10 protein-coding genes are annotated in these 13342 nt (G+C 52.2%); 4 read left to right on the top strand and 6 right to left on the bottom strand.

The annotated features are described in order from the left end of the window. Positions 1 to 65 precede the first annotated feature (65 nt). The 3 genes from RCI_RS15825 to RCI_RS09015 form a co-directional block, all read right to left on the bottom strand. Positions 66 to 2186: an MEDS domain-containing protein gene (locus tag RCI_RS15825; protein WP_012036124.1), complete on the bottom strand. Its 2121-nt coding sequence runs from the start codon at positions 2184 to 2186 to the stop codon at positions 66 to 68. A 241-nt stretch (positions 2187 to 2427) separates the two neighbouring features. Further along, positions 2428 to 4683, bottom strand: a complete 2256-nt coding sequence (locus RCI_RS15820) for a PAS domain S-box protein (RefSeq protein ID WP_052309945.1) — start codon at positions 4681 to 4683, stop codon at positions 2428 to 2430. 129 nt (positions 4684 to 4812) lie between these two features. Further along, on the bottom strand, positions 4813 to 5997 hold the full coding sequence (locus RCI_RS09015; protein WP_158308898.1) for a lipopolysaccharide biosynthesis protein: 1185 nt from the start codon (positions 5995 to 5997) through the stop codon (positions 4813 to 4815). 377 nt (positions 5998 to 6374) lie between these two features. Between RCI_RS09015 and RCI_RS09010 the strand changes: the two genes are divergently transcribed. Beyond that, entirely contained in the window at positions 6375 to 6986 is a 612-nt protein-coding gene (locus tag RCI_RS09010; protein ID WP_231844814.1) for a hypothetical protein, read from the top strand. 581 nt (positions 6987 to 7567) lie between these two features. Here RCI_RS09010 and RCI_RS15815 read toward each other — a convergent pair. Genes RCI_RS15815 through RCI_RS15810 form a run of 3 tightly spaced genes read right to left on the bottom strand, consistent with a single transcriptional unit; the run spans position 7568 to position 10689 of the window. Further along, the gene (locus RCI_RS15815) at positions 7568 to 8794 is read right to left on the bottom strand and encodes a 2'-5' RNA ligase family protein (protein WP_012036120.1); all 1227 of its coding nucleotides are present in this window, start codon (positions 8792 to 8794) and stop codon (positions 7568 to 7570) included. Then, complete coding sequence (locus RCI_RS16695; protein WP_012036119.1) at positions 8791 to 9147, bottom strand: hypothetical protein; 357 nt, start codon at positions 9145 to 9147, stop codon at positions 8791 to 8793. Before RCI_RS16695 ends, RCI_RS15815 begins: the two co-directional genes overlap by 4 nt. Before the next feature lie 57 nt (positions 9148 to 9204). Beyond that, on the bottom strand, positions 9205 to 10689 hold the full coding sequence (locus RCI_RS15810) for a DnaJ domain-containing protein (RefSeq protein ID WP_012036118.1): 1485 nt from the start codon (positions 10687 to 10689) through the stop codon (positions 9205 to 9207). A gap of 614 nt (positions 10690 to 11303) precedes the next feature. Here RCI_RS15810 and RCI_RS16285 point away from each other — a divergent pair. The 3 genes from RCI_RS16285 (at position 11304) to RCI_RS15805 (ending at position 13330) form a co-directional block, all read left to right on the top strand. Beyond that, positions 11304 to 11477 carry a CxxC-x17-CxxC domain-containing protein gene (locus RCI_RS16285; RefSeq protein ID WP_081477319.1) on the top strand — a complete coding sequence of 58 codons (174 nt, stop codon included), beginning with the start codon at positions 11304 to 11306 and terminating at the stop codon, positions 11475 to 11477. 94 nt (positions 11478 to 11571) lie between these two features. Then, complete coding sequence (eif1A, locus tag RCI_RS08995) at positions 11572 to 11910, top strand: translation initiation factor eIF-1A (RefSeq protein ID WP_012036116.1); 339 nt, start codon at positions 11572 to 11574, stop codon at positions 11908 to 11910. A 298-nt stretch (positions 11911 to 12208) separates the two neighbouring features. Next, a complete protein-coding gene (locus RCI_RS15805; RefSeq protein WP_012036115.1) occupies positions 12209 to 13330 on the top strand; it encodes a fasciclin domain-containing protein in 1122 nt (373 codons plus the stop codon). The last annotated feature ends 12 nt before the right edge of the window (positions 13331 to 13342 follow it).

Raw genomic sequence — 13342 nt, 5'->3', positions numbered from 1 at the left:
TGCAGCTTAATGAAGCGAGCGGGGGCTCCCGGAGCCCGGAGCTGTTCAGGGGTGAGGCTCGTGAGCTATTCTCCACCTCTCTGTGCTTCGCCGATCGCCGGCAGGTACACTAAAAACCGGGAGCCTTTAGTGTAGTCTCCCAGGACCCTGTTCTGTACTTCGACGTAGCCGCCGAAGCCTTCCACCAGACTCCTGACGAGGTACAGGCCGAGTCCAGTGCCCTTTGTTTTCGTGTGCCCGCGCTTGAAGCGCTGGAAGATCTCATCCTTCTTCTCGTCGGGGATGCCCTTGCCATTGTCCTCTACTGCTACCCGGTAGTACGAGCGGCCGTTCAGGTTGATCTTGTGCAGGTCGATCCCTATCTCGAGGGGGCCGGAGGAGTGCTTCACCGCGTTGTCGATCAGGTTCAGGAACACGTCCCTCAGGAGCAGGTTAGCCCGTACTATGCTCCCCTTGCAGGGAGTGTAGGTCAGGGTGATGTCCCTGCCCGGTATGTTCGTGTAAGTGTTCAGGACGTCCTGGATCAGCGCGGCGAGGTCCAGCGCCTCCAGGCGATAGTCGCCGGTGTTCAGCTTCTGCAGCTTCCTCACATTATCGATCAGCCTGGCGGCCTTATCCATGGTTCTGGACAGGGACTGGAGTATCTCCCGGTCGTCGCCGTCCAGCTTTCCATCGCTCTGCAGGATTTCTTCCGCCAGCTCTATCTGCATCAGCATGATCTGGTGCATGTTGGAGATGTCGTGGGCGATCAGGTCCAGGTACAGCTCGGCCTGCAGCTTCGCCTCTTCCAGCTCTTTTTCAGCCTTTTTGCGGCGGGTGATATCCTGTCCCTGGGCGATCGTCGCCACCAGGGTATGGCTATCCTCGTCGTAGACGTTGGCGGAATTCCAGAGGGCTATGCGTACGCTGCCGTTCTTGTGCTGGATCGGTATCTCGACTGATTCCCAGTGCTCGCCCTTCAGAGTATTCTTGATCTGCTCCAGCGACTCATACCGGCTGGAGGCAGGGAAGAGGATGCTCAGGGGCTTACCGACGACTTCGTCTGCCATGTACCCGGAGATCCGCTCGAAAGCCCTGTTGAACCGGGTGATCGTGAAGCTGGGGTTCCACACGATGATAGGGGCGTTGGCGTAGTTGATCAGGCTCTCCAGGTAGACCTGCGTCTCTCTCAGCCGGGCCAGCAGCTGCTCATTTTCTTTTTCCGTCCTCTTTCGTTCCGTGATGGGCCGGGTGGTGATCACGATGCCGTCCACCCCTGGCACGCCGATCATGTTGACCCCGGTAGATTCGACGTCCAGGTATTCCCCGTCGGCTTTCCTGATCCTGAACTCCGTCGGCGTCCCCCGGTTAACGTTCAGGTAAACTTCGCCCAGGGAACTCTGTACAAGTTGCCTGTCGTCCGGGTGAATGAAGTCCAGAGGCGACCTGCCCAGGGTAAAGCTCGGGGGATAGCCGAGGATACGCTCTGACGAGGGGGAGTCGAAGATGATGCGGCCCTCCCGGTCAAGGATGCGGATGATGTCGAACGAGTTCTGGATCAGCGACCGGAACCTGATCTCGGTCTCCTGCAAGGCTTTTCTGGCCTCCTTCTGCTCCTTGCTTTCGATGAGCTTCCACTCGCCATCCCGCTTGCTCATGGCGAACTGGTGGGTGCTCACCACGTCCAGGATGTCGTTGGCACTGCACCGGTCGAGGGAATACGTACAGAGCGCGATCATGCTGTATTTGCCAATGGTATCGTTGATAGCCTGCTCGTAATCGAGGAAGTCATTCCAGCCGGACTTTTCCAGCCAGAACGTGTTCCCCGACAGCCTCAGCCCGCTGAAACCTCTGGACAGCGCGCTCTGCAGCTTTTGCACCCAGCCGCTGAGCACCCTGCCGGAGTCGAAGACGCCGTCGATCACGTACCACTGGTCGTACGGGATGATCTCTATCTGCCCCCGCTCCAGATACTTGCCGAAGTCGGGCACCGCCTCAAACATCCGGGCCTTCGCCTCGGCCTCCTCGAGGGGCTCGGACGTGATCCACACGCAATACTCGTTGTTCTCCAGGCCTGCCCGGAAATAGGGGATGAGAACGTTTGCCAGGTCCTGCCTCGTCTGGTAGAAAAGGCAGAAATGCGTACCCCATGGTATGCGGCCAAGCACTTCGATACCTGATTCCCGGATGTAAGTATTCACGACCACGCCTCAGATCAGATAAGCCTTAATATTAATCATATAAAATTTTTCTCAACAGGGTAATATATCAAAGATTTTGTAATATTTTATAATACGCCCATATCGTATATGGTTTTCCCGGATAACTGACACACATGAGCTCTACGTCGTGGGATACCAGTACACAGCTAAAGGCTCTGCCAGGATAGCGACCGCCAGGGGACTGGTGGGTTCTGGCATGGCGCAGGAAAGCTGGCGGAGCAACCCCTTATTCTGCCAGTACGGGCAGCAGGACGATGAACTTCGCCCCTTGCCCGGAATCTCCAGGCACCCGGTCCTCGACCCGTACCTTGCCCCCGAACTCCCTCGCCAGCGTTTTCACCAGGTACAGGCCGAGCCCTCTGCCGCTTGCCTTAGTCTGGCCCCTCTCGAACCGGCGGAAGAGCTTCGCCTTCAGCGCGTCCGGTATGCCAGGCCCGTTATCCTCTATGCTGATCTCGTAGTAATCCTTATCATCCTCCTTTTGCCGGCTCACGCGGACGTCGATCGTCAGCGGCTTACCGGGGTCCGAATGCTTGATGGCGTTACCGATGAGGTTGGAGAACAGGTCCTCGAGCAGCTCGTTGGCTATAACAAAAGATCCGGGCGGGCACTCGAAATTGACGGTGATCGGCCTGCCCGGGAGGTCGGAGCTCTTCCGGACCACCTCTCCCAGCACGCTGCACAGGTCGGTACGCTTCATTTTGAACTCCTGATTGCCCGCGGCCTTCTGCAGCTTCCCCACGTTGCTGATCAGCTCCGAGCTGTTCCTGATCGATCTCAGCGGCTTATCCAGCAACTCCCGCTCGTCGTCGCTCAAATCCATCGTACTAAGAGCCATTTCCAGGAACCCTATCGCGATCTGGTTCATGTTATTGATGTCGTGGCCCATCAGGTCGAGGTACAGTTCCGCCTGGGCCTTCGCATCCTTCAAAGCCTCCTCGGCCCGCTTTTCTTCCGTGATGTCCTGGATGATGGAGAGCATGTATTTAACTGATCGGTCGGGGTTGCGTATGCAGCCTGCCGAGAGGTACGTGGATACCAGGCTCCCGTCCTTACGGACGAACCTCTTCTCGAGTGTGTAGGTATCGATCTCGCCGGCTATGACCCTGTCTAAAAGCTCGACGTTTTTGGACAGGTCTTCGGGATAGGTCAGCATATCCCAGGTCATCTTTAAAAGCTCCTCCCGGGAATAGCCCAGGATCTCACAGGCCTTATCATTCAGGTCCAGCCACTGCTTATCAGGCGACGAGATGGCAATCCCGACCAGGGGAGACTCGAAGTAGCTGCGGAACCGGGCTTCGCTCTCCCGGAGCTGTGCCAGGCTCGCTTCCTGCCTGCGGGCCAGCTCTTCAATTTCCCGCCTGCTGGCATCCTGCTCCGCCATATTCCTCCTGATAGTATACACCATGTCGTCGAACGCCCGCGCGAGGTCTCCGACCTCATCCTTACGCTCCAGCGGCAGGAGCCTGCGATAGTCGCCCGACTCCTTCACTCTTTTCATGGCCATCGACATGCTGGCGATCGGAGACGCAATGCGGTTACCGACCAGTATGCCGAGCAGGACCGCCCCCACGGAAAAGATCCCGATCATCGCGGCCATGATCCACGCTGCGCCCCATACAGGCCGGTAAGCGATCTCCGTGGGCGTCGCCACGACCACGCCCCACCCAAACGACTCTACGGGAGCGTATGCTCCGATCATGAGCATCCGATCAACGGGGTTCTCGTACTCGAGGATGCCCGAGCCTCCCCCCAGCACACGCTCCACCACGGGCACGGAGGAAAAGTTAGTCATCATCCAGGCATGGCTGCGGTTAGTATGCGCCATGACGTGGCCGGTCCGGTTCACCAGATAGGCGCACTGTCCGCGACCTGCCAGCGACTCATCCATGATCTGGGAGTACTCTTCGAGGTCGACGATGCCCACCAGCACTCCCAGAACAGTGCCGTTCGCATCGACCACAGGTACGCCTACAGGCACCATCGGCCTCTGATCGAACCCCGGCTCCGCGTCACCGATGACCGGGCGGCCGCTTTTTATTACACCGCTGACGTAAGAATGGTTATAATAATCAGCACCGATAAGGCCGGCGACCTCCGAAGTACCCTCGATAATCTTGCCGTTGCTATCGGTGAAATATATGCCCCTGACCCTGGTGGAGTTATTCCCGTAGACGGCGACGGAGTGTAAAAGAACAAGGTCATTATTCTCCATCGCCCTGATCACCAAAATCCTGTCAGCAAGGCTCTTCAGGTACAGCTGAGAGCTTTGCAGATAATCCGGGGCGAGAGCAGAAATCGTCATAGCCGAGCCAAGCTGGTTGTCTTCGATATCCTGCTTTAGTATGCCCTGATAATAGAGAGTACCAGCTACGCCCAACAAGATGGTAGGAAGGGTCATAAGCAGCACGAGCAATACGATCTCCACCCTGATCGACTGCCACCATCGCTTTGCCGTGGAATGATCGTTTCCCCTGCTCATACCCCGCATCCGTTAAAGCAGCCCCATAAGCGGTAAATATAATTACATTAGTTATACTTACTATTATAACTTATAACTTTGTCATGCACAAGATCCTGATTATTACATGCAGGAATTTGGACTCAGCCGTTACTCCCATGTCTTCCTCGACATCATCTTCCAGCCCGAGATCGCCGACACGATCACGCAGGCCAGGAACCAGGCGTAGCCTATGCCGATCAGGCCCAGCTTTTGCAGCAACACGTAGCCGAGGCCGAGGGTCAAAGCCGTGACGGAAAAGCGGACGAAGTTCAGCATCACCAGGTTCTTCCGGACCTGCATCACCGTAAAGTAGACCTCGATGACCGCGTAGAACACGCTGGACAGGGCGAGCAGTAGTAGCAGCTCATAAGCGGCGGCCGAGTGCTCCGGGCTGAACAAGCGTAGCAGGTTATCGCCGAAAAAAACGGCCGCCAGCACCAGCGGGACCAGGATGGCGAGGGCGAACCTGAGCGATTTTTTTGCGGTTTCCCTGAGCGGCCGCTCGTGGGCACCTTCCACAAACATGGAAGCCACGATAGCGTCAGGGACCAGCAGGAGGAACGCGGCGATGGAATACGCCGCATAATAATACGCCTGCTGGCTGGCCCCCATCACGTTCACCACCAGGATCGGGATCAGCGTATACGGCGCAGTATACATGATCAGGGCCAGGTAGTTGCTGAGAGAATACTTCATGGTTCTCCGGGCCTGGCCGAAGTCTACACGGAGGTCCCGGGCTATGCCCAGCCGGTACAGGAACACGACGCCCACCAACATCATGATGAGGTAGGTGACGTCCAGGGCGAGGAAAATGCCGAACAGGCCGAGAGACCCGGTAATGAGCAGCAAAGGAATCCTGAGAAACAGGAGGGCGTATTCCATCAGCGCCAGATCTGCTCTCCTGCTCGCCACGAGGGTGGTGCCCTGCATGTTGCACACCGACGTGAGGAACACCAGCACCACGAACGGCAGAAGATACTGCCACTCCCGAAGAAAGAGCAGCGCCGGCGAGATCTGCCGCAGCCCCGCCATGAAACCAAAGAGGACGACGACCGTCACCGCCAGCATGATGGCGATCAGGGCATTCACAAACCCGCCCCTGTCCTTCGACTGCGGCAGGAACCTCGTGATGCTGTCATCCATGCCCAGCCGAGAGATTGCGGCGATCATCATCGACGCCGAAACCACCGCAGTGGCCAGCCCAACATGCTCAGACGAAACCACCCTGACCGCGAGGATCCAGAACACGTAGTTGAAGAGAGTGACCAGCCCCGTGTTAAGCATGATGAACACAGAGTTACGGTACAGAGGATCCTGGAAAAAGCTGGCCGGGCCCGGCATCGGTGTGCCACCGAATAAATGGTGATCTCGGTAAATGTAATACCTATCCCGGTAATTACCCGGGAATAAATGCAGAGAGAGCGCCGCCATCCTTCGCAAACTGCCCCGGCCCTTCATTGATCTTTGGCCTGGCCGGCGAATCACGCCCTATCTTGGTGGCTCTTGCGCTTGAGGTATAGAGAACGGATATGAAGGAAGAAGGCTCATGAACAGAGGAGGACGAGGGGCTGATCCTGGGAACGTCTAAAATAGGCACGCTGAACGAAAAGCCGCTGCACGAGGCCCTGAAGCAGTGGTACGCGCAGCCCGGTGACCTGTTCGAGGTGCCGGTGGACGGGTTTTACGTAGACATAGTGAGAGGCGACTGCATCACAAAAAGCCTCCTCATCGAGATCCAGACCCGGAACTTCAGTGCCATAAAGCGGAAACTGGAAAAGCTCTTAAGCAGCCATCCGGTGCGGCTGGTCTACCCGATAGCCAGGGAGAAGTGGATCGTAAAGCTGGCAGACAACGGGGACGGCCCTATCATCCGCAGGAAATCCCCTAAAAGAGGCGCCTTCGAAGACGCTTTCCTGGAGCTGGTGAGGCTGCCTGAACTGCTACGGAACCCCGGCTTCTCGATAGAGCTGCTGCTGATAGAGGAGGAAGAAGTCCGCCGGTACGACGGCGCCCGGGGCTGGAGGCGCAGAGGATGGGTCACAGAGGAACGCAGGCTGCTGCAGGTGGTGGATCAACGGACGCTGAGCACGCCGGCAGACATGCTCGCTTTCATCCCCGATACCCTGGCCGAACCATTCACAGTCAGCGAGCTGGCAGCGGCCACCGCCAGACCCGCATGGCTGGCGGGAAAAATGGCCTACTGCATGCGGAAAGCCGGCTGCCTGACACCTGTGGGAAAAAGGGGCAACGCAATATTGTATGCCCGGCGGCTGTCTGATTGAGTCGATCACCAAAACGGGTTACAGGTCAAAAGTCGATCTGCAGATGAACGCTGCGCTGTGCCTCACCTGATTGCACAGGCTCCCCGAGACTGCAAAACGAACGCTGCGCTGTGCCTCACCTGATTGCACAGGCTCCCCGAGACTGCAAAACGAACGCTGCGCTGTGCCAATCCTCACAGATGCCACAGATGTCAATTGATTCCACAGATTCCTCTGCTGAATCCACAGATTCCTACTCGATAGCACAGAAAGAAAACGCTAACAATTCGATCACCGATTGCAATCATAAGTCAATCGATCAGATATTTTTGTTTATCTGTGGAATCCGTCGCCATCAGTGCTATCGAGTAGGAATCTGTGGAATCCTGGCAGAATCCGTGGAATCTGTGTGGTTTGGCACAGCGCAGCGTTCGTATGCTATCTCACCGTACATAAGCAAGGGCAGGGTTTAGTCACCATATATTGTACAGGATACCCAGAATTATTCAACAGAGCAAGGTAATACGGCAGTGTTGAAGCTTCGGTGGGTCTATAGATCAGACGCGTTGAAGTAGCGGTTGTTGAAATCGGTTGGTATGAGGCTACCATCTTTCAGGAGTGCTTGAGATGGTGTCCATTCTTTTTATAGAGTCCGGATCAAGGGCAATTATACTCCGAATGTCTACTGGTTTGTAACTTACGAGTTCTGCGCTTACATTAATGGTTTTCGTTTCGCCGTTGATGAATGGATAGTTGTAGATGTCATTGTTGTGGGTGTGTCCGTGGATCGTCCACCCACCCCAATTTGGAATTGATTTTGGGGAATGGACAAGTAAAAATTGGTACTTACCATATGTCAGAATTTCATATGGTTTTGTATTAAAGCGGTCATGATTGCCGTCGATGAAGTATATATTGCCGTTAAGTTGGTTCATCCAGTAAGTTGCTCTACGCCCTTTGAAAACTAAATCCCCTAAGAAGTACACTGTATCGTTATTTGATATTGTATTATTCCAGTTAGTTAACAATACACTATTCATATCATGCACGTTTATAAATGGTCGGGCACAGTATCGTATAATATTCTCGTGGTCAAAGTGTGTATCAGAGTACAGAAATATTGTAGGCTCTGACGAGTATGAGGGATTATTTCGTTGCAACCCTTTTTTATTACGGAGTATGCTGAGTGTAGTGGCATATACGTCCCTGTTTAGTGCATTTGTACGGTTAAGCATCCGTTTTTGTAGCAGGTCGTATTCGCAGTAGATTCTGCGATTGTCGTTCAGCATTGTGATACGTACCCCATCCATTGGTAAATATGGACGAAATTGCCTTATTTGTGGTTTTGAACCTGTTAGGAATGAAAGCAGTTTTTGGATGAATGATTGTTTGCCAGTTTCGAGGTACTGGCGAACATTCTTGTACTGTGAGTATCGAAGTCGGTGAGCTATTGTGATATGAAATTTGAAGTCATCGTCAGAATCCCAATCTCTTAAAGATGGGGCTACCTTGATCATCTTACTACTTAGGTCACGTCTAAAATCCACGAGCGGTGTAGATGGTATGACCTTTAAAGCACATACATAACCATGTTTCCCTTGAAAGAAGTCGTATCCATCAATATGAAACGGTAATGTCTCATAACATTTTGCAGTTTCCATAATTACAGACTTTATCCTTGGAAAAGAGCTGGCTGGCGCTTTGAAGTCGCCATATAGAGTCATATGGGGGACGGTGTGCTTAGAATATAGTCCACTGCCCTTGTGAGCTTTTTGAATGATCTCTTTGATCTTTTCCTTTTCAGGCCCGATGCGAACTTGGATGATCAATTGTACCTCATTCCTGATGTGTCCCATACATTTGTGCGGAGTTGGGACATGGCTTCTTCTGTCACGTTTTTACCGCCCAATAGATTTCTAATGGCTGCCATAGGCGTCCATATAAACCCCCAAGGGAAGCCCCACCACCCAAAAAGAAGAGAGAATAGTGTCGCCGTATAGCGTTCGTTTGGGTATTTGCCATTTGGCTTAATATGGTAGATATCAGAACTGCTTAGGTTACTTACTATAAGAAGAGATACACATCTTTGGTATACTACGAATTTGCTACCGTTGTTTAATTCGTCAGAGAGTTGTTCATGGGTTATGCCCTCTAATCCAATAATTTTATTACCATTAGCCATAATATTCGGGGTTTCTTAAGTCTTTATCAAATTACACTTTGTAAATGAGATTCATCGCTATTTTGTAAAGAAGTTTACAGTAGCAGTTTTGCGATCCACGATAATGTTCCCTGAATAGATGATACTGCTACCGCTTCCATCCCAGATCATGATTGAGTAGTTGCCATATTGTAGATGGGTGATAGAATAGTACCCATTATTGTCGGTGGTTACTGATTGGGGTGTACCGGCGGGGACTAATACATAACCTGATTCTGTAAGGATGGCATCGCCCATTTTTTTATAAGATATAGTTGCATGCGACACTTGATCCGTCCCTTTATACACTTGACCTGAGATATCACCATATTGTACTTCGTAAGTAGATTGTGGTGAATCGGTGGGTAAAGGCGGCTGCTGTGGTGTGTAAGACTGTTCGGATTGTTGTGGAGTTGTAAGTGCACCAATTAGCATAGGCGTAGTTGCCAGCAATAACATGACTACAACTAAAGCAATTAAAAGGGTTTTTGCGTTAGCGTAAATCCAATTCACTGCCGTAACGATGGGGGATTGCTTTTCGGTTTTATTATTACCCATTGTATCAGTGCGGATAGTAGTTGTGTCTGTTCTGCTCTTTGTACAATGGTGGGCTTGTGAACTAATGTGGTCGCTACAATACAATCCTCCGCAGTATCTACATTTTTCAAGTACATCTTGAGCATAACAATATGAGCATCGTTTAGTTGTGTCTGAACTCGGTGGGCGTTGTTCAGGTTGTGGTTTTTTGGGTTGCTCTTTTGCGGTGTTCTGAAATGTTCTACCACAATCATGGCATACGAACGGTGGTAATACACTTGTGTTGTCATATCCTTCGCAGTATGGGCATTTTCTAGATTGATCGAACATTTTGTTTTTTCGCTTGATCCAATAGATGGACTCTCGTACAGCGTTCATCACCATTTCATTGTTTTCGTACTCCGTAGAGTCCATTCTTTGAAGATATAGCAACGCTTCGGGTGCTCCAATATTGCCTAATGCGACTGCTGTATCGAATCGAATTTGTGCCCAATCATCTTTTAACCCTTTAGCTACGTCCGCGACAACAATAGGATTTCCAAGCCTACCAAGTGAAATGATCGCGTTCCTCCGTAACATCATATTGGGCGATTTCATAAAGCTCAGTAGAGCGGATATAACAGTCTGGTTTGAGTAGTACTGCCTTGAACCAAGTTCTTCAATTGCCTGTCGTTTTACGTTTACATCTGCGCTATCAAGCATTGCCAATAATTTTTCAAGTGGCGTGAATTGTTTAGAATTATTTCCAGTGGTAGCACGAGTACTACGGGTACTCGTTGCCGTGTATTTAGGTATGTCAGGTCGTTTACCATCCTTCACATCAAGAAGGTACTCATATGCTTCTACGATTGCCCTAAACTTTTCAGGAGCATCTGGGCTATGATTGATATCGGGATGGTATTGCTTCGCCAATCTCCGATAGGCGTTTTTAATGTCATCACGAGTACAATCTCGATCAAGCCCAAGAATAGAATAGTAATCCTTCATGCCATTCAGAACGCTTAACAGTGCCCTTATCGGTAGGGTTATTGATGGATGGATGGAGTATATAAGCAGTTAATCATATTATAGTTTTTTAATAATCGCTTAGTGATCAAACATTTTATATTTACTTAAGTATCAATCATCATATAAAGATTACATTAGCCCTATAAGGTATGCTAATCTGCTCAGCTATAGACGAAGCGATCAGTGCTGTGTTGCGGTTCATAGCATCAACTATATTCGATTCACTCAAAAATATCGATCCCGGCTTTACCCAGTTCATAGGTGGCGATAATACCTTAACAATTATACAATTAAGTATAGTCCTGTTAGCCGTAGTATGTGATATATCGGCTTAATACTTGGACTCTTTATAGTGTTCACGAATCATCTAAGAGATATCCCGTTAGATTAGAACTATCTAAATCAATAAATCATCAACCGTTATCAACAATCGCAAATTCAACGCTTCTATTCTAAGTAGCCAACCGAAGTTTCAACACTGCCAGCAATACATACCCTTTTATAGTACCTGACCCTCTTGGTTAATGCGGAGAAATTCTTCGGTGGAGAAACATTTCTCCGGCGTGGAAACCTTTTCTGCTTGAGAATTTATCATGAGAGACAGTGGATTTAGAGGACCCCGGAGAAGCTTCGGTGGCCCGAGGGAGATGCACAAGGCGGTTTGCGCCGACTGCAAGAAAGAATGTGAAGTACCTTTTGCGCCCAGCGGAGACAGGCCGGTCTATTGCCAGGACTGCTTCCCCAAGCACAGAAAGCCCAGGTTCTAAGATTAAATATCTTATTGCATGAGCCTATCTTTTTCTTTTTAGATTTATAAAAATGAAAATGATTCAACTGAATTTTTAATCTGAAGGTGGAAAATTGTATAAACCAAGAAGCCAGGGAAAAAGGAAACCGGCACAAGCCGGCGGCGAAGTAACCAGGGTCAGGACCCCCCGGAGAGGTGACGGAGAAATTTTAGGTACCGTGACCAAGCTGTTAGGGGCAAGCCACCTGAACGTCGTATGCATGGACGGCGTCACCAGGATGTGCCGCATCAAGGGCACGATGAAAAAGAGGACGTGGATCCGCGAGGGCGACATCGTCATCGTGGTGCCCTGGGAGATCCAGGAAGATAAGGCCGATGTCGTATACAGGTACACAGGGCCGCAGGCAGACTGGCTCCGGCAGAAAGGGTACCTGAGCGCGCCCGGGTCCTGATCAAACAGATCTCTCAGATTCGCTCTGAGAGCCCCATAACTTTTTATTGCGCCTCCAAAGAGGCAATACGGTAGACGCCGTTCCGGGACACTGGCCATCATCGCCAAAAGAGCGAGCCTGCCCGTAATAGCATCGCTCTTCGTTGAGCACCCGGCCCCTAAAGAAGGGCAATAAGCCGGCCACAATACTTGCTGGCCCCGGCCCCGATGATAAGTTGACCCTTTCGGATAATTAGAACGATAGTCTTGTGTCAACTATTATCATTTTGGTTTCTTTCGGTTTTTTGGGTGAACGACACATGGATGATGATATCAGAAGACTAGTCGTGATACTACTCGCGCTGTCAGTTATCACAGGGCTTGCTGTACCGGCGCTCGCGCAGACCGCTGAGACTACGAGCCAGAACACGATCCTCCAGAACCTCGCCGGCAGCAGCGGCTACTCGACGCTGACCAACATGGCGAAGACCGCCGGCCTGGACAGCACGCTGGCCGGAGCCGGGCCTTACACGGTCTTCGCGCCGGGCAACACGGCCTTCGGCCAGATCCCGCAGGAGTCCGTCAGCGCGCTGATGAACGATAAGGCGAAGCTGGGAGAGCTGATGAGTTACCACGTCGTGCCCGGGAAACTGTCCGCTTCCGACCTGGCAAACCGGGACTCGCTGCAGACGATCGACGGAAAGACCCTGCCCGTGAGCCGGCAGCCGGACGGGACAATAACCGTCGGAGGCGCCACGGTTACAGGCTCGGGCATCGACAGCAGCAACGGCATCATCTATCCGGTGAGCGGCGTGATGACTCCCCCGGGCTTCGTCATGCCCCAGGCTGCCCAGTCCCCCGCTCAGGGATTACCCTGGTGGATCCTGCCGCTGGGCCTGCTGGCACTGATAGCGATTGGAGCATACATGATGATGAAGCGCAGAAGACATGCAGAGCCCGCACCGCGGGAGGCATACAGGGAGAAGGCTCCGGCTGAGCGGACCGCACCCCGCTACGAGGAAGAGCGGGCACATGCGGAGACCACCGGGCGCACACCCGAGGAGACCATGAAAGAAGTCCGGGAATCCACGGCCGCGTACAAAACGCCGCAGATCGCAGACATTGCCAAAAACCTCAACCTCCCGCTGTCAGGCGTCGCACTGGCCGGGCTGAACGCCCTCATCAGCAAGGGCACGTTCAGCGACAAGCAGGACTTTATCGGCTTCCTGGGGAAAACTTTCTTCGCGAACAACATGGAGTCTGCCATGGCCGGCGGTAAGGAGCCCAGCGAGTCCATGATCATGGACGTCATCAACAAGACTGGCATCGCGAAAGGCTTCTCCCGCGACGACACTATGAAGATGCTGGTGCCCCTGCTCATCACCGGGTTTACCGCCGTCTACAACTACCTGCACAAGAAGCCTGCTGCGGTGACCAGATAACCAGCCTCGCAG

The organism is Methanocella arvoryzae MRE50 (genome assembly GCF_000063445.1).
GTDB lineage: Archaea > Halobacteriota > Methanocellia > Methanocellales > Methanocellaceae > Methanocella_A > Methanocella_A arvoryzae.
This window is presented reverse-complemented; position numbering and strand designations above follow the sequence as displayed.